Consider the following 25,883-nt stretch of genomic DNA (forward strand, 5'->3'; position numbering starts at 1 on the left):
AACACCCAGAAATGACAAGAATGCAGTAAGCAATTTCTAAACTCCTTGGCTACTTCGTAGCTGGGTTGGCACATAACAGCTTTATAGTTTGGAGCGTACACGCTTTCACGCCGTGTAAACTCCCTTCTATCATTTTGTAAATGAAATCACACTAGCCAATAACACTAAGTAAATCAACAGATTTTTGGTTGAACACTATGCTTTTTCCTGGCGAAAGCGAGGTTTAAGCTTGCGATTTACTTGCTAACAATAAATTCACCAACTACTGTTTATTTATCCATATAAATTTATTTCAAGGTGCTGGTTATGGCTTCGCCATTTTTACAATATATCGCTGAATTTATGTATGCACGCCGTTATGCTAAAAGAACCGTTGAAGGGTATTTATACTGGATAAAAATGTATATTCTGTACCATAAAAAGCAACACCCATCGAAGTTAACAGATCAGGATGTCGAAAATTTCCTTAGTTATTTAACTAACCAGCGTAACGTAGCACCTCGTACCCAGGCTACTGCTTTAAATGCCCTGAGTTTTTTATACAACAAAGTATTACAACAACCTCTATCGCTTAACTTAAATTTTAACCGCTCACAGGTATCACCTAAATTACCCGTTGTGTTAACGCGTGCAGAAATAGCAGCTTTACTACGGGTAATTGATCCTAAATATAAACTGCTGGCGCAGTTGATGTACGGCAGTGGTTTGCGTTTAATGGAAGCGGTAAGGTTGCGGGTGCAGGATATCGACTATGACTATTTGTCCGTAATGGTGTGGCAAGGCAAAGGTAATAAAAACCGGCGTACGACTTTAGCACCGGAATTAGTGTCAACTCTTAAACAGCAAAGTCAGTTTGTTTTGCAGTACTTTCAAGCTGATTTAACTAATCCGGATTATGCGGGAGTGTGGCTACCCTTTGCTTTAGCCCGAAAAACCCCCGATGCGCCTAAACAATTCGGCTGGCAATATTTATTTCCCTCTATGCAGTTGAGTATTGATCCACAGGAAAAATTGCTACGTCGGCATCATTTGGATGAAACCTGCGTTAGGCGCGAAATCAAAATTGCGGCGAAAAAGGCAGCTATCCCCAAAAATGTTACCTGCCACACTTTACGTCATTCATTTGCAACGCATTTATTGGAAGCTGGCGCTGATATACGCACGGTGCAGGAGCAATTAGGCCATACCGATGTGCGTACTACACAAATTTACACTCATGTACTAAACCGCGGTGCTGCTGGCGTAAAAAGCCCGCTGTCACAACTGTTGTAAAAAGGGCGCCGAAGCGCCCTGATAACTTGCTAAATACTCACAGCATCAACTAGAAGCAATCGCCGGGCACCCGCACAAAACCTTCCATTAGTACCCGCGCGCTGCGGCTCATTATGGCTTTGGTTACTGTCCACTCACCGTTTAGCTGAGTTGCCGCTGCGCCCACTCTTAATGTGCCGGACGGGTGACCAAAGCGCACGGCTTCACGCGCAGTTCCACCTGCTGCCAGGTTTACCAAAGTGCCGGGTATAGCGGCGGCTGTGCCAATAGCCACCGCTGCTGTGCCCATCATGGCGTGGTGCAGTTTGCCCATCGACAACGCCCGTACCAGCAAGTCAATATCAGCGGCATTTACCTGCTTGCCGCTGGAGGAAACATAACCTGCAGGCGGGGCGACAAAGGCAATTTTCGGCGTGTGCGCCCGTGCTGCGGCCTCGCTTATATCTTTAATCAGGCCCATTTTTACTGCGCCGTAAGCGCGGATGGTTTCAAACATGGCCAGTGCTTTGGTATCGCTGTTTATCGCATCCTGCAATTCAGTACCGCTATAACCGATATCGGCAGCGTTGACAAAAATGGTCGGAATACCGGCATTTATTAACGTCGCTTTAAAGCTGCCGATACCGGGCACGTCTAACTCATCAACCAGGTTACCGGTGGGAAACATAGCACCACCGCCCTCGCCTTCATCGGCAGCGGGGTCTAAAAACTCAATTTGCACTTCTGCTGCCGCAAAGGTTACACCGTCCAGTTCAAAGTCGCCGGTTTCCTGCACTTCGCCGTTGGTTATTGGCACGTGGGCAATAATGGTTTTGTTAATATTTGCCTGCCAGATGCGCACGGTACAGATACCGTTTTGCGGTATGCGATCGGCAGCTACCAGGCCGTTGCTGATGGCGAATGAACCCACAGCTGCCGTTAAGTTGCCGCAGTTGCCGCTCCAGTCGATAAACGGCTTGTCTATCGCTACCTGGCCAAACAGGTAGTCAACATCGTGGTCGGCTTTGTTGCTCTTGCTTAAAATCACCGTTTTGCTGGTACTAGACGTAGCACCGCCCATACCGTCGGTGTGTTTGCCGTATGGATCCGGGCTGCCTATCACCCGCAGTAGCAGGTTGTCACGGGCCTTACCCGGTACCTGGGCGGCCTGGGGTAAGTCGTCCAGTTTAAAAAATACGCCTTTGCTGGTACCGCCACGCATGTAAGTCGCGGGGATTTTTATCTGTGGAGCTGTCATAGTTCTTGCCCAATGAAGTTTATGTTTATCGCGTGGAGTACGAGCCGAAAATCTCTTTCTGCTCATCACAGCAACTCAGTCGTGCCAGCAGCACTCCTTCAAACACTCTGTGATGACATAAAGAGACATCGGCTCTCCCTCATCAAATTCGGAGGTTGGAACCCGTGAAATGTTGTCACAGAGTGTTTGAGTCCTGCCGTAGGCATTAGGACGAGTTGCTGTGACAAGCATTTCAGGGTGTTGCAACCGCAGGCTGCTTCGTTAGTTATACAGAGCCCTGCAAAAAGTCCTGCGCAAAACGCTGCAGTACACCGCCGGCTTCATAAATCGATAACTCTTCTGCTGTATCCAACCGGCAGGTTACCGGTACATTCAGTGTTTCGCCGTTGGTACGGTGGATAACCAGCGTTAGCGTAGTACGCGGTTTACGCTCGCCCACTACATCGTAGGTTTCGGTACCATCCAGAGCCAGCGTAATGCGGGTAGTGCCCGGCTTAAACTCCAGCGGTAGCACCCCCATACCAATTAAGTTGGTACGGTGAATACGCTCAAAGCCTTCTGCGGCAATCGCCTCGACACCGGCCAGCCGTACACCTTTAGCCGCCCAGTCGCGCGACGAGCCCTGGCCGTAATCGGCACCGGCAACAATAATCAGCGGCTGCTTACGCTGCATATAGGTTTCTATTGCTTCCCACATCCGTGTCACTTTGCCTTCCGGCTCCAGCCGTGCCAGCGAGCCCTGTTTTACCTTGCCATCTACCACGGCCATTTCATTAATCAGCTTGGGGTTGGCAAAGGTAGCGCGCTGCGCGGTTAAGTGATCGCCGCGATGGGTTGCGTAAGAGTTAAAATCTTCCTCCGGCAGGCCCATCTTGTGCAGGTATTCACCGGCGGCACTGTCTAACATAATAGCGTTCGACGGTGATAAATGGTCGGTAGTAATATTATCCGGCAACAGCGCCAGTGGCCGCATACCTGTTAACGTGCGCTCGCCGGCGATGGCGCCTTCCCCCTCTTTTTGCCAGTACGGCGGGCGGCGGATATAGGTGCTTTGTGGCCGCCAGTCATACAACGGCGATACTTTTTCGCCGTAATCAACACTGAGCGCAAACATCGGCTCGTACACTTTACGGAACTGCTCCGGTTTTACGCTTTTGGCAACTACTGCATCAATTTCAGCATCGCTTGGCCATATATCTTTCAAGGTGATTGCATTATCAGCCGAATCATAGCCAAGCGCATCTTTTTCGATGTCAAAACGAATAGTACCCGCGATAGCATAAGCCACCACCAGAGCAGGAGAAGCTAAGAATGCTTGTTTGGCGTACGGGTGAATACGGCCGTCAAAGTTACGGTTACCGGATAGTACCGCCGTGGCGTATAAATCACGCTCGATTACTTCCTGCTGGATCACCGGGTCCAGTGCACCACTCATACCATTACAGGTGGTGCAGGCAAAACCAACGATACCAAAGCCCAGTTGCTCCAGCTCGCTAAGTAAATGGCCTTCTTCTAAGTAAAGTTGCACCGCTTTAGAGCCAGGTGCCAGTGAGGTTTTTACCCAGGGCTTGCGGGTTAGCCCCAGTTTATTGGCGTTACGGGCTAATAAACCGGCGGCAATAACATTGCGCGGGTTAGAGGTATTGGTGCAGCTGGTAATGGCGGCAATAATTACCGCGCCATCGGGCATTTTGCCATCGATCAGCTCATAGTTACCGGCAATACCTTTGGCCGTTAAATCGCTGGTAGACAACCTGGCATGCGGGTTTGATGGCCCGGCCATAGTGCGGCCAACACTTGATAAATCAAACTTTAGTACCCGTTCGTACTCGGCGGTGGTTAAGCTGTCGCTCCATAACCCGGCTTGCTTAGCATAGATTTCAACCAGTTTTACCTGTTCCGGCTCGCGCCCGGTTAAGGTTAAATAGTCCAGCGTTTGCTGATCAATACTAAACATCGCCGCAGTGGCGCCGTATTCCGGCGTCATATTGGAGATAGTAGCCCGGTCGCCCAGGCTTAAGCTGCTGGCACCTTCGCCAAAAAACTCCAGGTAGCTGGATACCACTTTTTCTTTGCGTAAAAACTCGGTTAGTGCCAGTACGATATCGGTGGCCATGATACCGGGTTGGGCTTTGCCGGTTAGCTCTACGCCGATAATATCCGGCAGGCGCATCCAACTGGCACGGCCTAACATCACGCTTTCAGCCTCCAGCCCGCCTACACCAATGGCGATTACGCCCAGCGCATCAACATGCGGCGTGTGGCTGTCGGTGCCCACTAAGGTGTCAGGAAAGGCTACGCCGTCTATGGCGTGTATTACCGGCGACATCCGCTCTAAGTTAATCTGGTGCATAATGCCGTTGCCGGGCGGTATAACATCAACATTTTTAAAGGCTTTTTTTGTCCAGTTAATAAAGTGAAAGCGATCGTCGTTGCGCCTGTCTTCAATAGCGCGGTTTTTGGCAAAGGCATCTTTGTCAAAACCGCCGTGCTCTACGGCTAAGGAGTGATCAACGATTAACTGGGTGGGTACCACAGGGTTTACTTTGGCAGGGTCACCGCCTTGTTCGGCGATGGCATCACGCAGGCCGGCTAAATCGACCAGTGCGGTTTGACCTAAAATGTCATGGCACACCACCCTTGCAGGAAACCACGGAAAGTCTAAATCACGCTTGCGGTAAATCAGCTGCTTTAAGGCATCAGTAAGCATGGCCGGGTCGCAGCGGCGCACTAAGTTTTCGGCATGCACGCGTGAGGTATAAGGCAGTTTGGCATAAGCGCCCGGTTCTATCGCATCGACAGCGGCTTGGGTGTCGAAGTAATCCAGCGCTGTGCCGGGCAGTTTTTTACGGTATTGGCTGTTCATAGTGTTTACTCTGTCTTGTCTGGCAAAAAGAGGGCGATGCCCTCTTTAAAGTGTTCTTATGTCGCTGCGATGGTAGGTTGGAACCCCATTTGCGCAGCCATAGAGTGTCTGAGCCCTGCCGTAGGCATAAGGGCGAGTTGCTATGGCGAGCAGAATGGGTGTTGCAACCGTGCCAATACACCGAATTTTAAAGTTTTTTTATCAGCCACGCTCAGCTATCGGCTTTACGCTACGCGGCTCTACACCAACATAATCAGCACTTGGCCGGATAATACGGTTATCGGCGCGCTGCTCCATTACATGGGCGGCCCAACCGGTTAAACGGCTGCAAACAAAAATAGGTGTAAACAACTTAGTTGGAATACCCATATAGTTGTAGGCAGAAGCGTGGAAGAAATCAGCATTACAAAACAGCTTTTTCTCGCGCCACATCACCGCTTCACAGCGCACAGACACATCGTACAGTTTGGTATCACCGTTAGCTTTAGCAAGCTTTTCCGACCACTCTTTAATTACTGCATTGCGTGGATCAGAGTCGGAGTACACCGCATGGCCAAAGCCCATAATTTTTTCTTTACGCTCCAGCATGCCCAGCAGCTTTTGCTCGGCATCGTCCGGGTTGGCCATCTTCTCAATCAGCTCCATCGCCGCTTCATTAGCCCCACCATGCAGGGGGCCGCGCAGCGAGCCGATAGCACCGGTAATACAGGAATGCATATCGCTTAAGGTTGAGGCACAAACGCGGGCAGTAAAGGTAGAGGCATTAAACTCATGCTCAGCGTATAAAATCAGCGAGGCCTGCATCACTTCAACATGCAGAGCGCTTGGTTTTTTACCGTGTAAGGTCCACAAGAATTGCTCTGCAACAGAATCGGCACCGGTTTCCACATCTATACGCTTGCCATGATGGCTGTAGTTATACCAGTAGTTAACCAGGCCCGGAAAAATTGCCAGCAGGCGATCACTGGCGTCTTGTTGCTGGCCAAAGTTTTGTTCGGTTTCCAGGTTACCTAACATAGAGCAGCCGGTGCGCATAACATCCATCGGATGAGCGCTGGCCGGAATACGCTCTAATACATCTTTTAATGCCTGCGGTAAGCTGCGCAGGCTTTTTAATTTGGCTTTATAAGCTGTTAGCTCAGCCTGTGTTGGCAGCTCGCCTTTTAAAATTAAATGCGCCACTTCTTCAAAGCTGCAATTGGCGGCTAAATCTTTTACATCATAACCACGGTAGGTTAAGCCTGAGCCGGTTTTACCCACGGTAGACAGTGCCGTTTTACCGGCCACCTGACCGCGTAGCCCCGCGCCTGAAAGTACTTTACCTGTTGACATGGTGTTCTCCCCGTTGTCTTTAAATTGAAAGCTAAATTATTTCTTGCTGCTAAACAGCTGATCGAGTTTTTCTTCAAAACTGTGATAATTTAAAAAGTCATACAACTCAGCACGGGTTTGCATGCTGTCAACCACTGCTTTTTGATCGCCATTGGCTAATATAGACTGGTACACATTAAGTGCTGCTTTGTTCATTGCCCGAAACGCACTAAGCGGATACAGCACCATAGCCACACCCACCGCAGCCAGTTCGGCTTTATTAAACAGTGGCGTTTGACCAAATTCAGTAATATTGGCCAGTACCGGTACTTTTAATGCTTTGGTAAACGCCTGATATTGCTCCAGCGTATACACTGCCTCGGCAAAAATGGCATCGGCACCGGCAGCTTCACAGGCCAGCGCCCGTTCAATGGCGGCATCCAGTCCTTGCTGTGCTAAGGCATCGGTGCGCGCCATAATAAAAAAGCTTTCGTCCGTGCGGGCATCTACACTGGCTTTTACCCGATCAACCATTTCATCTAAGCTGACAATTTCTTTGTTAGGCCGGTGGCCGCAGCGCTTTTGTGCAACCTGATCTTCAATATGAAAGCCGGCAGCGCCGGCACGGGTCATGTCTTTTACGGTGCGGGCAATATTAAAAGCACCGCCCCAGCCGGTGTCAGCATCAACTAACAGGGGTAAGCTGGTTGCAGCAGTAATACGGCGGATGTCTTCGCAGACATCGTTAAGTGAGGTCATGCCCAGGTCCGGTAAACCAAAAGAAGCATTGGCCACACCGGCACCCGACAGATACAGCGCCTGATGGCCGGTGCGTTCGGCCATCATCGCGGTATATGCGTTAATAGTGCCGACAATTTGCAGCGGCTGGTTCGCTTTAATTGCCGCGCGGAATTTTTGTCCGGCAGTAAGTGTGCTCATATTAAGTCCCCGTTTGTTCCAGTTGTTTTTCAATATTGCGCCTTGATGCGGCAATATGACGGCGCATCAGTAAATCGGCCAGTTCACCATCGCGGTTGGCAATGGCATTAAGAATAGCTTTATGTTCGTCAAATGCCCGCGATACACGCGGCCCGTTCATCCCCAGTTGCACGCGGTACATGCGCACCAGGTAGTACAGCTCATCACATAAAATATTAATCAGATAAGCATTTTTACTGCCGAGAATGACACGATAATGAAAGTCCAGATCGCCGGCTTCCTGATAATAACTTTCACCTTCGCGTACCCTTTGTGTACTCAGGTGTTGATCCAACAAAGCGCGTAACTCGGCAATTTCACTGTCGGCCATATGCTCGGCTGCTAACCGGCAGGCTAAACCTTCTAAGGTTTCACGTAACTGATATAAGGATAACAGCCCTTGTGTCGACAATTTCACTACACGGGCGCCGGCGTTAGGGATCCGCTCGATCAAATGGCAACGCTCTAACCGCGCTAAAGCTTCGCGCAGCGGTGCACGGCTTAAATCAAAGCGTCTGGCCAGTTCCGGCTCACTGATTTTACTGCCGGCGGCAATCTCGCCTTCAACAATAGCACGCTGAATTTCCAGCAAAACCCGGTCGGCAGCGGTAATAGGAGCACGTAATGATGGATGTTGCATACCAGATAATTGTCGACATAAATACAAGTTAACACCGTTTTATCTGCTTTATTTAGCTAAGTCAAGCCTTAAACTGCCAACATTGTCGACAATGTCAGGTGTTTTGTCTTTATCAGTTTACACGGCGGAGAAAACCGGCCATTTAACATTGATGTACAGCTGAAAATGATTTTTTAGATTTTTTATTTATAAAGTAACCAATGTTAATACAATGAAGTGCTAAAAATAGCTATAGCTAATATTGCACCGAAAACAGGGGCAACACAGTCATTTTGCCTGCTCCGCTGTATAAGCTGGGGATAACTTGCAGATAAACTGGGCATAAAAATGCAAAAAATGATAGCTATCAGCAGCTTTGTTTCAAATGCACTGACAAGCAAAAATCTGCGTATTAACTAAACTGGAACTTACCTTATGAATATTAGCAGTTGCAACGATAGCGCACGGCTCATTCCCTATGAGCCATTCCCCTAAGCCCGGAACAATGCGGATTGGTTCCGGGCTTCTTTTATACCCTTCGTCTTTCAAAATGCACGGTTGTTGGCTGCGCTCGCTCACCCCAATCACATAGTACTCCTATGCTCACGGGGATTCACTCACTTGTCGCCTACGTGCATGTTGAAATCCATTGGCTATATCAGGTTGTTGAAATCAGGCGGCTTTTTTTACCCGGTTAAACAGCGTGTAAAAGTTTTCTGTGGTGCTATGTGCCAGTTGCTGCAGGCTGATGCCCTTTACCTGAGCAATGGCCTCAGCCACAGCTGTAACGTAAGCCGGCTGATTAGTTTTGCCACGAAACGGTACCGGCGCCAGATAAGGAGAATCGGTTTCTATTAATAAGCGGTCCAGCGGCAGTTTTTTTACTACATCACGCAGCTCCACTGCGTTACGAAAGGTCATAATGCCGGATATAGAGATATAGAAGCCCATATCCAGCGCAGCTTTGGCCATTTCCCAGTTCTCGGTGAAGCAATGCAATACACCGCCGGCCTGCTCTGCATTATGGCTGCGCATTAAAGCTAAGGTATCTTCCCGTGCATCCCGCGTATGAATAATCAGCGGCTTATTAACCCGGTTAGCCACCTGTATATGGCTGACAAACGCTGCTTGCTGGCTGAGTTTAGAATCAGGCGAGCAAAAATAATCCAGTCCGGTTTCCCCTACTGCAACCACGTGTTCCAGGCTGCATTTTTGCAGCAATAATCCGCTATCAACCTGATCATGCTGATGTAAGGGGTGTTCACCGCAAGATACAGACACCATCGGAAATTCAGCTACCAAAGATGACATTTGCTCAAACTCGGCCAGGCTGACACAAACGCATAACATATGCTGCACCTGTTTAGCCTGAGCGGCAGTAATAACCTGATGTAAACTAAGGCCCAACTTTTCCAGCTCGAGGCGGTCTAAATGACAATGAGAATCTACAAACACGGCGCTGATTACCTGCTAAATAGTATAAGTGGCTTCGGCAGAATTTTGCATACCACCTAATAGTTTTTCAATCCGGGGGCCAAGTTGCGCTTTATCATCAATAAAAGCAATACCAATACCGGCGGGGCTGGAACTTTGCGAGCCAGGCGGCGTGATCCAGGCAACCTTACCCGATACCACAACGCTTTCCAGAGCATCAGGCAAGGTAACATTTAATGCCAGTGACTGGCCCATTTTATACTGGCTGGATGTGCGCACAAAGAGCCCGCCGTTCTTCAGAAATGGCATATAGCAGCGGTACAACTCTTTAATATCTGTGAATCCTAACGACAGCTCTTCCATATCTCCTCCGGCTAGCCTTGCAACCGTTTTAATTCTGTAAGAAATGCACTCAGCGCAAGCACTTTATTCTGCCCTAAAATCTGCATTTCGTCACGGCACCAGCGGCTGTATAGCTGATGAATGGCTAATAACCGCTGTGGATCCTGACCTGCCATGGCAGGGAGTAACTGCTGCGTTAAAAACCAGCCGAGTAACGGACGCAATTCACTGATTGCATCGAGTTGTTTAACTATGTCCTGTAATGTCTGTTTATCTGTCAGAAACTGGTTTAGGTTATGTAGCGCCAGTTGCAGTTGATCAGCTTCGCCGGACTCAAGCATACTTAGCGCTTTTAACGGCCCGCCGGCACAGTAGGCCAGTAAAAATTCCGGTACAGCTCTGTTACTGTGCCGGGTAAGCCAGTCTTGTGTATCAGCACCAAATTCAGCAGCTAAGGTCCAGTGCTGGCAGCGGCTTAACAAAGTTGCCGCTAAAGTATTACCGGCACGGGTTTGCAGCAATAAAAAACTGTTTTGTGGCGGCTCTTCCAGTGTTTTCAGCAGTGCATTGGCCGCTGCCTCAGTTAATTTTTCTGCATCAGCCAACAGCACAACTTTATTTAACTGCTGTTGGGCCCGGCCATACATAAACTGGCTAAGCTGGCGCACACTGTCTACGCCAATGCTGCTGCCTGAGTTGTCAATAATCAGCAGATCTGAATGACTGCCGGCAATACGCAGTAAGCAGCTTTTACATTTACCACAGGGTTTTTCCTGCTCTGTACACAGCAACGATGCTGCCAGCCAATTTGCCAGCACACTTTTACCGATACCTGCAGGGCCTGATATTAACAAGCCATGCGCCAGTTGATTATTATGCAGCAATGTTGTTAGCTGCTGCTGATAAGGTACAAGCCAGGGTTGCATTACTGCCCCAAAGCGGTGTCAAGCGCAGCACTGAGTTGCTGCTGTACGCTGGCAACCGGCTGGCTGGCATCAATCACGACAATATTAGTTTCACTGGCTGCGATTTGCAGATATTTCTGCCGGGTACGCTGAAAAAAAGCCAGTTGCTCCTGCTCTATACGATCCAACTCACCACGCTGGCGGGCGCGCTCCAGGCCGATGGCCGGATCAATATCCAGATACAGGGTTAAATCAGGGCGTAAGTCGCCCAGTACAGCCTGGCGTAACTGATTAATAAAGATTTCGTCCAGTTGCCGCCCACCGCCCTGATATGCCCGCGACGACATATCATGCCGGTCAGCTAATACCCACTTGCCCTGTGCTAATGCCGGTTTAATCACATTAGTTACCAACTGCATCCGCGCGGCGTACATCAGTAATAACTCTGTTTGCGGCGCCACAGTTTCTGAGGTTTGCACCTGCTTTACCAGGCTGCGTAAACTTTCTGCCAACGGCGTACCGCCGGGCTCACGGGTACAGATCACGTCCTTGCCGCGTTGTTGTAAATAATGCTGAATATGGCTGATAGCGGTGCTCTTACCTGCGCCTTCCAGGCCTTCTACCACAATAAATTTAGCTGTTGCCGTCATGGCTTTATTCCCAGAATATATTTTTGCACTGCGGCATTGTGTTGCTCTAACGTTGACGAAAACTGATGGGTACCATCACCTTTGCTGACAAAGTAATACAGATCAGTTTCCGCTGGCTGTACTGCGGCCAGCATAGAGGCACGGCCAACCAGACTGATTGGTCCGGGCGGCAGGCCATGATGGCGGTAAGTATTATAAGGATGCGGATTATTTAAATCTGCCCGGGTGATATTGCCGTTAAAATCATCCAGCCCGTAAATAACAGTAGGATCGGTTTGCAGCCGCATATTCTTGCGTAATCTGTTAATAAACACTGAGGCTACCAGCGTTTTCTCCGGTGGATGGCTGCTTTCTTTCTCAATAATGGAAGCCAGTATCAGCAACTGATATGGATTCTGCAGCGGCAGATCAGGCTGGCGCTGCTGCCAGGCATTGTCCAGCTCGGTCAGCAAAGCCTGCTGCGCGCGTTTAATCAATGCACTGGCCTTACTGTTTGCCGTATAGTAGTAAGTATCAGGGTACAATAATGCTTCAGCGCTCTGCGGTTGCCCGCCCCATTCCTCCGGCCACGCCATATCCTGTAATACCTGCTCTGCTGTGGTGACATCCTGCAGTAAATACTCGGCTTTGTTTATCCGGTTCAGGCTTTGCTGCAGCGTTTCACCTTCAATCAGTGTTACAGCAAACTGTGCTTCTTTACCGCTACGAAACAGTGCAAGCACCTGTAACAGTAAAGTCTGCTCGGCAGATAAGCGGTAAACGCCTTGTTGCACTCTGGCTTCTTCAGGGTGTAATTTCAGGTAAAGCCGCAGCATCAGGCATTGGCTATCACTTAACAGCGCCTGTTGCTGCCATTGCCGGCAGAGCCTGGCAGCTGAGCTGCCGGGGGGCACAGTGTGAATACCGTCAGGTAAATTAAGCGGAATTTGTTGTACATAACGTACACCAAAGTAGTAACTCAGGCCAAGCATTCCCCCCAGCAACAGAATAATTTTTAGTGTTTTTAACATAGTACCTGCTTTGAAAACTGTTGTACCGTACTAACAGATAAGGTTCTGCCTGCTATACTGCGTACCGGCACTATACCCATTAAAGCATTACAAATAAAAATAGCGTCAACCGACGCAAGTTCAGTAATACCCCAATTAACCTGGGCAATATTTGCCTGCTGTAAAATATGTTGGCGCATTACACCAGCCACTCCGGCGCGTTGCAGCTCTGGTGTATGCCAGTTGCCATCACGATGTAAAAACACATTGGCGGCACTGACTTCAGTAATAAAACCCAGCTGATCCAGCACCAGTAAATCATCTGCATCCGTGCTTGCCAGCTCTTGCTTTAACAGCACCTGTTCCAGCCGGTTATTATGCTTAAGGCCAGCCAACAGCGGCTGTACTGCAAGTTTTAAAGTTGCAATAGCTAAACTGATACCTTGTTGTTGTGCAAGCCGGTAATCCGGCATCGGGCTGGCCGAAATGTAAATGCCCGGCACCCCGCTCTCTGCCGGTGCATAACCACGGCCGCCTTCGCCACGCGATACCAGTAACTTAATGACCTGCTCAGGTGCTGTTATTGCGGCCTGAACTTGTTGCTGCACATTGTGCCAGTCCACTGCACCAAACCCCAACTGCACAGCAGAACGCTGTAAGCGTTGCAAATGCAAAGGCCACAGCTGTATGCTGCCATCGCGCACCTGCATAGTAGTAAAAATACCATCGCCGTAATTAAAACTGCGATCTCTGGCACTGATAAAGGTTGGCATGGCCACTACCGGAAAAGTCAAACTAGCGGCAGTATGCCTTAAAATGCAGATAAAACAAAGGCTGCACTATGGCAGCCTTGATCTTCAATACAACAGATTATGCCTGTTAAAACAGCAAATTATACACGTTTAAACAGTATAGAGCCGTTAGTACCACCAAAACCAAAGGAGTTACACAAGGCATATTCCATTGATACCTGGCGTGCTTCATGCGGCACATAATCCAGATCACACCCTTCATCCGGGTTGTCCAGGTTGATAGTTGGCGTAACCAGTTGATCCTGCAACGACAGCACGGTAATAATAGATTCTACCGAGCCTGCAGCACCCAACAGATGGCCAATCATCGACTTGGACGAGCTAACCATCAGTTTATCCAGATTATTGGCAAATACTGATTTAATCGCCATAGTTTCAGCAATATCACCGGCTGGTGTTGAGGTACCGTGCGCATTAATATAGGCAACCTGCTCCGGGCTTACCTGTGCATCTTTTAACGCATTTTTCATTGCTAAGGCAGCACCGGCGCCGTTTTCAGGTGGTGACGTCATATGATAGGCATCACCACTCATGCCAAAACCTACCAGCTCAGCATAGATTTTAGCACCGCGCGCTTTAGCATGCTCGTACTCTTCCAGCACCATTACACCGGCGCCATCACCCAGCACAAAACCATCACGGCCTTTATCCCAGGGACGGCTGGCTTGCTCTGGTGCTTCATTACGGGTAGATAAAGCCCTTGCTGCACCAAAGCCGCCCATACCCAAAGGCGTAGAGGCTTTTTCAGCACCACCGGCTATCATTACATCAGCATCCCCGTACACGATCATCCGTGCAGCATGGCCAATGTTATGTACCCCTGTAGTACAGGCAGTCACAATACTGATATTTGGCCCCTGCAATCCAAGCAGAATGGAGAGCTGACCAGCAATCATATTAATAATGGTAGATGGCACAAAAAACGGTGATAACCGTTTAGGCCCGCTATTGAGCAGTTTAGTGTGGTTTTCTTCAATTAACCCCAAACCACCAATACCTGAACCAATTGCCGCCCCGATACGCGGCGCATTTTGCTCAGTAATTTCGATGCCGGAGTCACGAAATGCCTGAATACCGGCAGCCACACCATACTGAATAAACAGATCCATTTTTTTCGCCTCTTTAGCTGAAAAAAACGGTTCTACATCAAAGTTCTTTACCAAACCAGCAAATTTGGTGGTGTAGGCGCTGGTATCGAAATGCTCGATCAGCGATATGCCACTTTTACCTTGCTGTAAGCCTTGCCAGCTTGAGGCAACATCATTACCCAGCGGCGTAAGCATGCCTAAACCGGTAACAACCACACGACGTTTTGCCACAAAACCCTCCGCCATGGAAATTTTCATCGATCTTAAAACGAAAACGGGTAGCTTAGCTACCCGTTCTGTAAGCTGATAACTTACTCAGCGTGCGCTTTGATATAATCAATAGCAGACTGAACAGTCGTGATTTTCTCAGCTTCTTCGTCTGGAATCTCAGTATCGAACTCTTCTTCCAGCGCCATAACCAGCTCAACAGTGTCTAGTGAATCAGCGCCCAGATCGTCAACAAAAGACGCTTCGTGTTTCACTTCGTCTTCTTTAACGCCCAGTTGTTCAATAATGATTTTCTTAACGCGTTCTTCGATGTTGCTCATCTTTTCTTCCTTTTTCTCATATAAATCGCAACAGTTCGTGCAATTTTGTGTGGCGCTAGTTTATGCGTAAGCTTAGTGGGTTGCAAGTGATGCGATCAGCATTTTACGCTGGTCAAACCTGCTTTCACACCCCGGCTTACACCATATACATACCGCCGTTAACGTGAATTGTTTCACCGGTAATGTAGGCAGCCTGACTTGATGCCAAAAATGCTACGGTGGCAGCAATTTCTTCCGGCTGGCCTAAACGATTAGCCGGTACCTGAGCAAAAATAGCGTCTTTTTGCTCGTCCGACAGCTCTTTGGTCATATCGGTATCAATAAAACCCGGCGCAATAGCATTAACAGTAATACCGCGCGATGCAACTTCACGTGCCAGTGATTTGGTAAAACCTAACACACCGGCTTTCGCTGCAGCATAATTTGTCTGGCCTGCGTTCCCCATAGAGCCCACTACTGACCCTATGCTGATAATACGGCCAAACCGTTTTTTCATCATAGTACGCATAACAGCTTTACTTAAGCGGTACACCGATGTCAGGTTGGTTTGTATAATGTCAAACCACTCTTCGTCTTTCATGCGCATTAACAAGTTATCGCGTGTAATACCGGCATTATTAACCAGAATATCAATATCTCCAAACTGGTTTTTTATTTGCTCTAAACATTGTTCAATTGATGCAGTGTCGGCCACATTTAACACCAGTCCGCAGCCTTTGTCACCTAAATAACTGCTGATATCTGCCGCACCTTTTTCTGAGGTGGCAGTACCAACAACTTTGGCGCCCAATGCCGCTAATTGTTCTGCAATAGCACGGCCAATACCACGGCTGGCGCCGGTAACCAATGCAACTTTACCTTCCAGTGAAATAAAACTTGTCATGCTCAATCCTTACTCTGAAGCCAGTGCGGCCTGTAATGAGGCAACATCGCCAACCGACGCTACAGCTAAATTCTTGTCAATACGTTTAATCAGGCCACTTAATACTTTACCTGCCCCCAGTTCCAGCACATCTGTAACGCCCTGGGCAGATAACCATTCTATAGTTTCAGTCCAGCGTACAGGGCTGTATAACTGCCGAACCAGCGCATCTTTTACCGTGGCTGCATTGTCAGCAACAGCAACATCGACATTATTCACCACCGGTATGACAGCATCATTAAAATTAAGTGCCGTTAAATCTGTAGCTAATTTTTCTGCTGCCGGGCGCATTAATGCACAGTGCGACGGCACGCTTACCGGTAGCGGTAAAGCCCGTTTGGCACCAGCGGCTTTACATAACTCGCCGGCACGCTCAACTGCGGCTTTATGGCCGGCAATCACCACCTGACCGGGCGAGTTATAATTAACCGGCGACACGATTTCACCTTGTGCCGCCTGTTCACATGCAGTGGCAATAGCTGCATCGTCCAGGCCGATAATAGCTGACATAGCCCCTACTCCGGCCGGTACAGCCTGTTGCATATAGTTACCGCGTTTTTCTACCAGCTTTACTGCGTCGGCCAGCGACAATACGCCGGCACATACCAATGCCGAGTACTCGCCCAGCGAGTGGCCGGCAAAATAAGCCGGTTGAGCACCGCCTTGCTGCTGCCATAAGCGCCATACGGCAACCGAGGCGGTTAACAAGGCCGGTTGGGTACGCTGAGTTTCGTTCAGATCGGCTTCCGGGCCATTGGCTACCAGTGCCCATAAGTCATAGCCAAGTGCATTTGAAGCTTCAGCAAAAGTGTCTTTCACCACATCAAACTGCTGATGCAAATCAGCCAGCATGCCCACACTTTGTGAGCCCTGCCCCGGGAATACGATTGCAAGTTTTGTTGTCATCTTAAGTCCTGCGAATAAGTAAATTAACGAAGCGCTGAATTAGTAACGTACCAGCGCCGAAGCCCAGGCAAAACCGCCACCAAAGGCTTCCAGTAATAAGGTTTGACCACGCTGGATACGGCCATCGCGGATGGCTTCGTCCAGTGCCGTTGGCACAGTAGCAGCAGAGGTATTGCCGTAACGGTCGAGGTTAATGACGACCTGATCCATTGACATATCTAATTTACGTGCCACCGCAGCAATAATACGCAGGTTAGCCTGATGCGGTACCAGCCAGTCAATTTGCGATTTATCCAGCTTGTTTGCCGCCAGTGTTTGCTCTACGACTTCAGAGAGTTTGGTTACGGCAACTTTAAACACGTCGTTGCCTTTCATAGCTCCCCATGACTGATGCACAGATTGCTCGTCGCCACGGATAGGGTTATCCACATACAACAATTCTGAATATTTGCCGTCGGCATGGATATGGGTAGATAAAATGCCCGGCTGCTCTGATGCTTCCAGTATTACCGCACCGGCTGCATCACCAAACAGGATCACCATACTTCGGTCTTCCGGTGAAACTAAACGGGATAAGCAGTCTGAGCCAACCACCAGAATACGTTTGGCAATACCGCTTTTAATATACTGATCTGCTACGCTCAGGCCGTAACAGAAGCCAGCACAGGCAGCGGCAATATCAAAGGCAGGAATGGCAGGAATTTCCAGCTCACGCTGGATTTCGCAGGCAGAACTGGGTAAAGCGCGTGATGCGCTGGTGGTAGCACAGATAATCATATCTATGCTGTTTTTATCAATATCAGCCGCTTCGATAGCTTTTAATGCCGCCTGTGCGCCCATCGTTGCCACGGTTTCGTTGTCACCGATGATACGGCGTTCTCTGATCCCTGTGCGTTCTATAATCCATTCGTCGGTGGTTTCTACCATTGACTCCAGATCAGCGTTACTGCGAACCTGCGACGGGAAATAACTCCCGGTACCTATAATGCGTGAATACATGAGGACCTACGCTTTATCAATTAATACGTGTTCCAACCGGTCTTTAATTTTTGCGGGCACCTGGCGTTCAACCTCACGCACCGCTTGCCGGATGGCACTGAGAAATGCATCTTTAGTCGCATTTCCATGACTTTTCACTACAATTCCGCGCAATCCTATCAGACTTGCACCATTATAGTGGTCGGGGTTCACGCCCTGATAAAGGTTTTTTATAAAAGGTTTGATTAACCAGCCGAATAATTGCGCAGTTACTCTGTCTTTAATGCTCGATTCAAAGCGCCGTAAAATGAGTTTAGCTACACCTTCACAGGTTTTCAGCGCAACATTACCGACAAAACCATCACAAACAATAACATCTGCTTTACCGGTAAAAATGTCATTGCCCTCAATGTAGCCAATATAATTAATGTCGTTACAGTCAGACAGCAGCATAGAAGCCCGCTTTATCTGATCTGAACCTTTAATTTCTTCTTCACCCATATTAAGCAAAGCAACTTTAGGCTGGCTGATGCCGATCACTTCCTCGGCCATCACTGCGCCCATTACCGCAAACTGAAATAGTGTATCAGCATCACAGTTTACGGTAGCACCTAAATCCAACATATATACCGGGTTGCCTTCCACTGCAGGTAAAGCACTGATCAGTGCCGGACGGTCAACCCCGTTTAACATCTTTAAGACAAAATGCGCCATAGCAATTAGTGCGCCGGTATTACCGGCACTGACACAGGCCTGAACCTCGCCTTTATCAACCAAATCAAGCGCCACCCGCATAGACGAGTCGCGTTTTGAACGCAACGCAACTGAAGGCTTATCAGCCATGGAAACAATTTGAGTACTGTGGCGGATATGAAGCTGCGGATGAGGGAATACACCGTGCAACTTGAGTTGCTCAGTGAGCATGGCTTCATCGCCACATAAAATAAGGTTTAGCTCCGGAAACTCACAAATCGCTGCCAGTGCGGCAGGAATAGTAGAATGGGGGCCGTGATCGCCCCCCATCATGTCTAATGCAAGTGTCAGCTTAGTTGGCTGCACCAGGTGCATCCAGACTTATTTTACTTTACGGCCTTTGTAGTAACCATCGGCAGTAATGTGGTGACGACGGTGCGTTTCACCGGTAGTAGAATCAACTGACAGCGTTGGGCCAGTTAATGCATCGTGTGAGCGACGCATATCGCGACGTGCACGTGATTTTTTGTTTTGCTGAACAGCCATGGTATTTCTCCTAAACTCACTTTTTCTTTAATTCTGCCAGTACAGCAAAAGGATTGGGTTTTTCCGGTTCCGGGCCTATATCGCCAAAGCTCATCGATGCCGCACTAACGGCGCAAACCGCTTCGTCGTGCATCGGGAACAGTGGCAAAGCCAGAATCAACTCATCTTCTACTAACTGTCGTAAATTTATTTCGCCGTGTTCGTCTTTTTCGATCACGTCGTAACGCTCAGGAATTAATTCCAACGCAGCGTCATCACCCGGCTTAACCGGAGTGTATGCAAAATTGCAGTCCAGCGATACAGTCATGCTTTCGCTACAACGTTCGCAGGTTACACTCACTTCACAAGAAGCGCTACCCTGTATTACAGTCAGGCCTTGTTGGTCAGTACCGCATTCAACTCGCACCGTTACATCGCCGTGCGGATTAAGCAAGCTTTGTGTTAACCGGGTTAAATTTACCAGTGGCACGAAGCCTTCGTAATCAGAGCGCTTTTGCGCTGCTTTAACCGGATCTATAGTAACGGGTATTTTTACTTTTTGCATAAGGCGCGCATCATATAGAAGCGCCCCTTTGCTGTCAAAGGGTTCTGGCAGATATTTGTGGTTTTTCTCGCGCATTTTTATCATTCTGTTTATAGTGCCGCACATTCTGTATAAAAAGGCTATTTATCAATGACTGAGCCCACTTTGCCAGCGCTGTATCTGGCTTCTACCTCAACCTACCGCCGCCAGCTGCTAACTAAGTTAACGCCGCAGTTTCACACCGCCAAACCGGACGTTGACGAAACGCCATTAGCAAACGAAAACGCAGAACAATTAGTGCGCCGTTTAGCCGTTGCCAAGGCGCAGGCTGTAGCCGCAGGTTTAAGCACAGGTTTGGTGATTGGCTCTGATCAGGTGGCGGTTTTTAATAATGACATTATCGGTAAACCGCACAGCGCAGAAAACGCGCTTACACAATTACGCCGTTTTAGCGGCAACTGCGTCACGTTTCTTACCGGGCTGGCACTGGTTAATGCGCAAAGCGGCAATATACAGGTAGCAGTTGAACCATTTAATGTTAATTTTCGCACGTTAACCGATGCAGAAATTGTCGCCTATATCGACAAAGAGCAACCACTGGACTGTGCCGGCAGCTTTAAAAGCGAAGGCCTGGGCATTAGTTTGTTTAGTAAACTCAGCGGTGACGACCCTAATAGCCTGATTGGGCTGCCGCTGATACGGCTAAACCAGATGCTGTTAAATGAAGGCGTTAATGTGCTGCTTAGCTGACACGTTCGGTGTAAAGGTGAGTTCGGTTTGCCCACAGCAACACGCCGTGAACCCATCCATGGGGGCTCGATTATAAACTTCATCCTTGAAGTTTATCCTACGGACCAGCGGAGCTGTTCAAATCCGCTCCCTGCGGATTTGTCAGCATCCTGGCCTGCAACGGTTGCCTTAGAGCAAGCCGAACTCACCAGGCATTATCTGATTTTACAAGACATGTAGTAATTCCGGTATAGTATCGATAATAGCTTTGGGTGCAAACTGGCTTAATACGTCGCGGCCATGCACACCGTGGGTTACACCAATTCGCGGCATTGCTATCGCCTGAGCCATTTTCATATCATGGCTGGTATCGCCCACCATAATGGCATGCTCAGCTTTGATATCCAGTTCCAGCAAAATTTGCTGCAACATATCCGGGTGCGGTTTAGATTGCGCTTCATCAGCGCAGCGGCTGGTATCAAAATATTTTGCCAACCCGGTTTCATCAAACATGCGCTGCAGCCCTTTACGTGCTTTACCGGTAGCAACAGCCAACAGCACATTTTGTGCCTTTAACTGTTGTAACACCTGTTCTACCCCGTCAAATAGCGGTGTTGGGGTGGTATCGTGAATCACGTAATGGTCACGGTAATGTTCAAATAACTGCTGGCGTTTATCAGCCGTTACGCCTGGAAATAGTACATCTAAGGCCGGGTCCAGGCTTAAACCGATAATTTGTTTTACGGCAAAGTCACTGGGTACTAATAAATCTGAATGTCTTGCGGCAGCCTGCATAGAGGACACAATACGGCCGATGGAATCCATTACAGTGCCGTCCCAATCGAACACCACCAGAGATACCTTATCTGTTACAGCATTTTGCATTACGTTATTTTCTCGTCAGTTTTGCCAGCGCCTGTTCCAGGCTGGGATCCAGCGGAGCTTCTACCCGCATGGTTGTTTCACTCACCGGGTGAATAAAGCTCAGCGTTTTAGCATGCAAAAACAAGCGGTTTAAGCCAACCTGTTGCATCTGTGAGGTAAAGGTGTTGTCGCCGTACTTATCGTCACAGGCGATCGGATGGCCCTTGCAGGCGGTATGTACACGAATTTGGTGCGTACGGCCGGTTACCGGAAAAGCTTCTACCAGAGTGCCCTGCTGATAACGCTGCAAAATACGAAACCGCGTTTCAGACGGTTTGCCTTCAGCTTCATCTACCCGCACTACCCGCTCGCCCGATTGCAGCGTATTCTTTTTCAGTGGTTCGGTAACTTTACGCACCTTATTGTCCCAATCACCGGCCACCAGTGCCCAGTATTTTTTCTCCACCGTTTTGTTGCGCAGCTGTTCGTGCAAATGCGTTAGCACTGAGCGCTTTTTCGCAATCAGCAAACAACCTGAAGTATCGCGGTCCAGCCGGTGCACCAGTTCCAGGTGTTTCGCCAGTGGTCGCAGTGCCCGTAGCGCTTCAATCACACCAAATTGCAAACCGCTGCCACCATGCACCGCCATGCCTGAAGGTTTATTAAGTACAATCAAGTCGTTATCTTCAAATAAAATATGCTGCTCGAGGTTTTTTACCATCGACAATTTTACCGACACTGGCTCGCCTTGTGCGGCGACGGCTAATGGCGGTATCCGCACCACATCATCCTGCTGCAGTTTATATTCAGGTTTGATGCGTTTTTTGTTCACTCGCACCTCTCCTTTTCGCAAAACCCGATAAATAACACTTTTTGGCACGCCTTTGAGCCGTGCCAGTAAAAAATTGTCTATACGCTGCCCAATAAAATCAGGTTCTATTTCAATTAATTGCACAGGTAACTTGATTTCATCGCTCATGGGTTTTGAATACTCTGCTAATATTAGATTTCAGTTGCTATCGGCTGCGCATTAGTGGGATAATCCCCCCGCTAATTCTGCCAAAAACTGGCAATTAGGGCGCTCAAAGTGACGTAAGAGAATTTGTGCGGCAGCGCTTGGGGGAGTGATCATACCGAAATCGTGGTGAAAACCAACGTTTTTTATACCCCCGGCGTAAACCAAACGCCATTTGCCTGAGATAATGTTGCGTAATCTGTTATCAATAGCGGCAAAACATGAGTTCCGGTCAACCAGAGCATAAAAGATATTGCTATAACGCAGCGCCTTAGGGCGGTGTGTTTCAGATCCAAAAACGAAAACAGCATAAACTGCGAAGCCATCACAAAAGCCCACGCAGTGACAATTTGGTTTCTTCAGACATTCCAGTCGTGAGACTGCACCCATTAGTGTTTGATAACGTCTGAACACGCAGGTGCCCGTTGGGCTGCGTTGTGGCTGCAAAATGCGAGTCACTAACGATGAAAAGAATGTTAATTAACGCTACGCAGGAAGAAGAAATCCGCGTTGCGCTGGTCGATGGCCAGAAACTGTACGACCTGGATATTGAAAGCCCGGGCCATGAACAAAAAAAAGCTAATATTTACAAAGGTAAAATCACCCGTGTCGAACCCAGCTTAGAAGCTGCCTTTGTTGACTACGGTGCTGATCGTCACGGCTTTTTACCCCTGAAAGAAATCTCCCGCGAATACTTCCCTGCTGGTTATAGTTTTGATGGCCGTCCTAATATCAAAGAAGTGGTAAAAGAAGGTCAGGAAGTTATTATTCAGATTGATAAAGAAGAGCGTGGCCAAAAAGGCGCTGCGTTAACCACCTTTATCAGCCTTGCCGGTTCTTACCTGGTGTTAATGCCGAATAACCCACGTGCGGGTGGTATTTCACGCCGTATTGAAGGCGACGAGCGTCAGGAGCTAAAAGACTCTTTAGGTCAGTTACAAATGCCCGACGGCATGGGTTTAATTGTCCGTACAGCGGGCGTAGGTAAATCCTTTGAAGAGCTGGACTACGATTTAAAAGCGCTGTTAAAGCACTGGTCTGCTATTACTGAAGAAGCGCAAAAGCGTCCTTCACCGTTTTTAATTCATCAGGAAAGTAACGTAGTATTTCGCGCCATCCGCGACTACCTGCGCCGCGATGTTGGCGAAATTCTTATCGATAACCCGCGCATTTTCGAAGAAGCCAAAGTCTATATTCAGCAGTTCAGGCCCGACTTTGCCCACCGCGTTAAGCTGTATCAGGGCGAAGTGCCGCTGTTTATGCACTTTCAGATTGAAACCCAGATTGAATCAGCGTTTCGCCGCGAAGTACGGCTGCCATCAGGCGGCTCTATCGTTATCGACAGCACTGAAGCCTTAACCGCCATTGATATTAACTCGTCTAAAGCCACTAAAGGCGGTGATATTGAAGAAACGGCATTTAACACTAACTTAGAAGCCGCCGATGAAATTGCCCGTCAGTTACGTTTACGTGACTTGGGGGGCTTGATCGTAATCGACTTTATCGATATGACACCGGTACGGCACCAGCGCGAAGTGGAAAACCGCTTAAAAGATGCGGTAAAACACGACCGCGCCCGCGTGCAAATTGGCCGTATTTCCCGCTTTGGTTTGCTGGAAATGTCGCGCCAGCGTCTGCGCCCGTCACTGGGTGAATCGGCTACGCATGTGTGCCCGCGCTGCCATGGCCGCGGCACTATTCGTAGCACCGAGTCATCTGCGCTGTCTATCCTGCGTTTAATTGAAGAAGAGTCAATTAAAGATAACACCAGCCAAATTCATGCTCAGGTGCCGGTATCAGTTGCTACCTATCTGATGAATGAAAAGCGCGATGCGATACGCCGCATTGAAAAACGTCATGGTATCCGCGTGTTTGTTATTCCTAACGAACATATGGAAACACCAAACCATGAAGTTATCCGCATCCGTATCGATGAAGAAATTGACGATGCCAGCTACAACATGGTGAAAGTGCCGGAGGCAACATCCACCTTGTATCATCCGGCTTCTGATGCCGTTAAAGAAAAACCGGCTATTTCTGCTATTAACATCGCTGATAATACTGCAGCGCGTCCGGTAGCGGCGCCAGTTGCTGACAAAGCATCACAGCAAAGCACAGGCCTGTTGCAGGCAATCAGTAGCTGGTTTGGTAAATTGTTTGCACCGGCAGAAACCAAAGCCGAAGTGAAACCGGCAACCAAGTCAAATGAGCGCAGTAATCAGCGTGGTGGTAACCGTGAGAATGGCCGTGACGCCAGCCGTGAAAACAACCGCGACAACAATCGCCGCCGCAATAAACCACGCCGCCGTAATGACGGTGACGATAAAGCGGTAGCACCACAGCTAAAAGATGAAGCTACTCAAAAACCAGAGCGTCAGCAACGTCCATCACAAGAGCCGCGCACACCACGCCCACAGCAGGAAGCCAGAAAACCTGTTGAGAAAGCGCCGGTTGTGAATAAAGAGCCTGAAGATGACAATGCGCCGCAACGTCTGGTTGAACGCCGCCAGCGCCGCAATACACGCAGATCGGTACGCATGGATAAAGCACCTGCAGCAGAAACCACTCAACTGGTAACGGCTACCGCAGTAGCTGGCGAAACCAGCGCTCAGGCGTTGCCGGATACACCGGTGCAAGTGGTAAATGCAGAACCTGTTACCACCGCCGCGCCTGTGGTTAAAGCTGAAGACGCTGAAGCAGCAGTTGTAGTGCAACCGGTAGCTGAGCCAAAAGATGACGTTGCAATCACTGCGCCTGCTGAAGTAGCAGAAGCAGCTACTGACACAACTGAAGACACCGCAGCTGATGTAACCGGGCAGGAAACTGCAGAGCCACGTAGCCGCAACCGCCGTTCACCACGCCATTTACGGGCCGCGGGCCAAAAGCGTAAAAAAGAGCAGGAACAGACCGACGCGGATGCCGGTACAGTAGAAGCTGACGCTATAGCAACAGATACGGTTGCTGTAACTGAAGAGCCAAAAGCTGCTCCGGCACCGGCTGAGCAGCCAGAGGCAGCCCAGGCAGATACAGTAGCAGTAGTTGATGCTGATACTAATGCTGACAACAGTGAGCAAGCAGAGCCTGCAGCAGAAAAACCGAAAACCCGCAGCCGCCGTAAACCTGCGGCCAAAAAAGCGGATAAAGACGCTACTGATACGGCCAGCGCAAACGACGTTGCACCGGCAACTGAGAACGCAGCGGTTAGTGTTGCAACAGAAAAAGCTGAAACGGCGGAGCCTGTTGCCCCTAAAACAAAAGCTGCAGAAGTTGTTAACGCTGAAGTTGTTAAAGCTGAGACTGCTGCAGTGGCGGTACCTGAACCTGCAGCTGTAAAAGCAGAGGCACCTAAACCTGCAGCGTCGAAGCCAACAGGTGGGCGCTATGCGCAGATGGTGGTTGCTACCATGACCAAGCCGGAAATCACTACACAGGATAGTAATGCTGAAATAGCTGCGCCTGCTGTAATGCCAGCTCAGGAACGGCCTGCTGTAGCCAGCTCAGAGCGCCCTGCCGGTTCAGCGTTTGCCCGTCAGGCGGTTAGTGCGCCAATGACCAGGCCAAAAACTGATGAGTAATCTTATCAGTTGACACTGCAAGGTGTCTGACGCGAAAAAGCCAGACATTGTCTGGCTTTTTTATTGGCATCAGTGCTACAC

24 protein-coding genes are annotated in these 25,883 nt (G+C 49.0%); 3 read left to right on the top strand and 21 right to left on the bottom strand.

Annotated features, from left to right (window positions below):
• Positions 1–306 precede the first annotated feature (306 nt).
• Positions 307–1,272, top strand: coding sequence for an integron integrase (locus tag J3B89_RS18310; protein ID WP_215399087.1), 966 nt, complete (start codon positions 307–309; stop codon positions 1,270–1,272).
• Positions 1,273–1,321: 49 nt separating this feature from the next.
• Here J3B89_RS18310 and prpF read toward each other — a convergent pair whose 3' ends face one another.
• The 19 genes from prpF to yceD form a co-directional block, all read right to left on the bottom strand.
• Entirely contained in the window at positions 1,322–2,509 is a 1,188-nt protein-coding gene (prpF, locus tag J3B89_RS18315; protein WP_215399088.1) for a 2-methylaconitate cis-trans isomerase PrpF, read from the bottom strand.
• 265 nt (positions 2,510–2,774) lie between these two features.
• Entirely contained in the window at positions 2,775–5,375 is a 2,601-nt protein-coding gene (gene acnD, locus J3B89_RS18320; RefSeq protein ID WP_215399089.1) for a Fe/S-dependent 2-methylisocitrate dehydratase AcnD, read from the bottom strand.
• A 201-nt stretch (positions 5,376–5,576) separates the two neighbouring features.
• Complete coding sequence (gene prpC, locus J3B89_RS18325; RefSeq protein ID WP_215399090.1) at positions 5,577–6,707, bottom strand: bifunctional 2-methylcitrate synthase/citrate synthase; 1,131 nt, start codon at positions 6,705–6,707, stop codon at positions 5,577–5,579.
• Positions 6,708–6,743: 36 nt separating this feature from the next.
• On the bottom strand, positions 6,744–7,625 hold the full coding sequence (prpB, locus tag J3B89_RS18330) for a methylisocitrate lyase (protein WP_215399091.1): 882 nt from the start codon (positions 7,623–7,625) through the stop codon (positions 6,744–6,746).
• 1 nt (position 7,626) lies between these two features.
• A complete protein-coding gene (locus J3B89_RS18335; protein ID WP_215399092.1) occupies positions 7,627–8,304 on the bottom strand; it encodes a GntR family transcriptional regulator in 678 nt (225 codons plus the stop codon).
• 651 nt (positions 8,305–8,955) lie between these two features.
• Positions 8,956–9,738 carry a TatD family hydrolase gene (locus J3B89_RS18340; RefSeq protein ID WP_215399093.1) on the bottom strand — a complete coding sequence of 261 codons (783 nt, stop codon included), beginning with the start codon at positions 9,736–9,738 and terminating at the stop codon, positions 8,956–8,958.
• Positions 9,739–9,753: 15 nt separating this feature from the next.
• Entirely contained in the window at positions 9,754–10,080 is a 327-nt protein-coding gene (locus J3B89_RS18345) for a PilZ domain-containing protein (RefSeq protein WP_215399094.1), read from the bottom strand.
• 11 nt (positions 10,081–10,091) lie between these two features.
• On the bottom strand, positions 10,092–10,985 hold the full coding sequence (gene holB, locus J3B89_RS18350) for a DNA polymerase III subunit delta' (protein WP_215399095.1): 894 nt from the start codon (positions 10,983–10,985) through the stop codon (positions 10,092–10,094).
• A complete protein-coding gene (tmk, locus tag J3B89_RS18355) occupies positions 10,985–11,614 on the bottom strand; it encodes a dTMP kinase (RefSeq protein ID WP_215399096.1) in 630 nt (209 codons plus the stop codon). Before tmk ends, holB begins: the two co-directional genes overlap by 1 nt.
• Positions 11,611–12,624: an endolytic transglycosylase MltG gene (gene mltG / locus J3B89_RS18360; RefSeq protein WP_215399097.1), complete on the bottom strand. Its 1,014-nt coding sequence runs from the start codon at positions 12,622–12,624 to the stop codon at positions 11,611–11,613. The genes tmk and mltG overlap by 4 nt, the downstream gene beginning before the upstream one ends.
• Positions 12,618–13,376: an aminodeoxychorismate lyase gene (gene pabC / locus J3B89_RS18365; RefSeq protein WP_215399098.1), complete on the bottom strand. Its 759-nt coding sequence runs from the start codon at positions 13,374–13,376 to the stop codon at positions 12,618–12,620. Before pabC ends, mltG begins: the two co-directional genes overlap by 7 nt.
• Before the next feature lie 119 nt (positions 13,377–13,495).
• Positions 13,496–14,734 carry a beta-ketoacyl-ACP synthase II gene (fabF, locus tag J3B89_RS18370; RefSeq protein WP_215399099.1) on the bottom strand — a complete coding sequence of 413 codons (1,239 nt, stop codon included), beginning with the start codon at positions 14,732–14,734 and terminating at the stop codon, positions 13,496–13,498.
• 80 nt (positions 14,735–14,814) lie between these two features.
• Positions 14,815–15,051 carry an acyl carrier protein gene (gene acpP, locus J3B89_RS18375; protein WP_068231583.1) on the bottom strand — a complete coding sequence of 79 codons (237 nt, stop codon included), beginning with the start codon at positions 15,049–15,051 and terminating at the stop codon, positions 14,815–14,817.
• 136 nt (positions 15,052–15,187) lie between these two features.
• Entirely contained in the window at positions 15,188–15,934 is a 747-nt protein-coding gene (gene fabG, locus J3B89_RS18380) for a 3-oxoacyl-ACP reductase FabG (RefSeq protein WP_215399100.1), read from the bottom strand.
• A gap of 9 nt (positions 15,935–15,943) precedes the next feature.
• Positions 15,944–16,879 (bottom strand): ACP S-malonyltransferase, encoded by a 936-nt coding sequence (gene fabD, locus J3B89_RS18385; protein ID WP_215399101.1) that lies wholly within the window; start codon positions 16,877–16,879, stop codon positions 15,944–15,946.
• Positions 16,880–16,918: 39 nt separating this feature from the next.
• Positions 16,919–17,878 (bottom strand): beta-ketoacyl-ACP synthase III, encoded by a 960-nt coding sequence (locus J3B89_RS18390; RefSeq protein WP_215399102.1) that lies wholly within the window; start codon positions 17,876–17,878, stop codon positions 16,919–16,921.
• 6 nt (positions 17,879–17,884) lie between these two features.
• Positions 17,885–18,925, bottom strand: coding sequence for a phosphate acyltransferase PlsX (gene plsX, locus J3B89_RS18395; protein WP_177172221.1), 1,041 nt, complete (start codon positions 18,923–18,925; stop codon positions 17,885–17,887).
• Positions 18,926–18,931: 6 nt separating this feature from the next.
• On the bottom strand, positions 18,932–19,096 hold the full coding sequence (rpmF, locus tag J3B89_RS18400; RefSeq protein WP_008223049.1) for a 50S ribosomal protein L32: 165 nt from the start codon (positions 19,094–19,096) through the stop codon (positions 18,932–18,934).
• A 16-nt stretch (positions 19,097–19,112) separates the two neighbouring features.
• Complete coding sequence (gene yceD / locus J3B89_RS18405; protein ID WP_215399103.1) at positions 19,113–19,640, bottom strand: 23S rRNA accumulation protein YceD; 528 nt, start codon at positions 19,638–19,640, stop codon at positions 19,113–19,115.
• A 129-nt stretch (positions 19,641–19,769) separates the two neighbouring features.
• Here yceD and J3B89_RS18410 point away from each other — a divergent pair, with 129 nt between their 5' ends.
• Entirely contained in the window at positions 19,770–20,369 is a 600-nt protein-coding gene (locus J3B89_RS18410; RefSeq protein WP_285895624.1) for a Maf family protein, read from the top strand.
• A 204-nt stretch (positions 20,370–20,573) separates the two neighbouring features.
• Here J3B89_RS18410 and J3B89_RS18415 read toward each other — a convergent pair whose 3' ends face one another.
• Positions 20,574–21,233, bottom strand: a complete 660-nt coding sequence (locus J3B89_RS18415) for an HAD-IA family hydrolase (protein WP_215399104.1) — start codon at positions 21,231–21,233, stop codon at positions 20,574–20,576.
• Between the two features lie 4 nt (positions 21,234–21,237).
• On the bottom strand, positions 21,238–22,191 hold the full coding sequence (rluC, locus tag J3B89_RS18420; protein WP_215399105.1) for a 23S rRNA pseudouridine(955/2504/2580) synthase RluC: 954 nt from the start codon (positions 22,189–22,191) through the stop codon (positions 21,238–21,240).
• A 500-nt stretch (positions 22,192–22,691) separates the two neighbouring features.
• Between rluC and rne the strand changes: the two genes are divergently transcribed.
• Positions 22,692–25,802 carry a ribonuclease E gene (gene rne, locus J3B89_RS18425; RefSeq protein ID WP_251372557.1) on the top strand — a complete coding sequence of 1,037 codons (3,111 nt, stop codon included), beginning with the start codon at positions 22,692–22,694 and terminating at the stop codon, positions 25,800–25,802.
• The last annotated feature ends 81 nt before the right edge of the window (positions 25,803–25,883 follow it).

The sequence above is a fragment of the Rheinheimera oceanensis genome (assembly GCF_018831085.1).
Taxonomy (GTDB): Bacteria; Pseudomonadota; Gammaproteobacteria; order Enterobacterales; family Alteromonadaceae; genus Alishewanella; species Alishewanella oceanensis.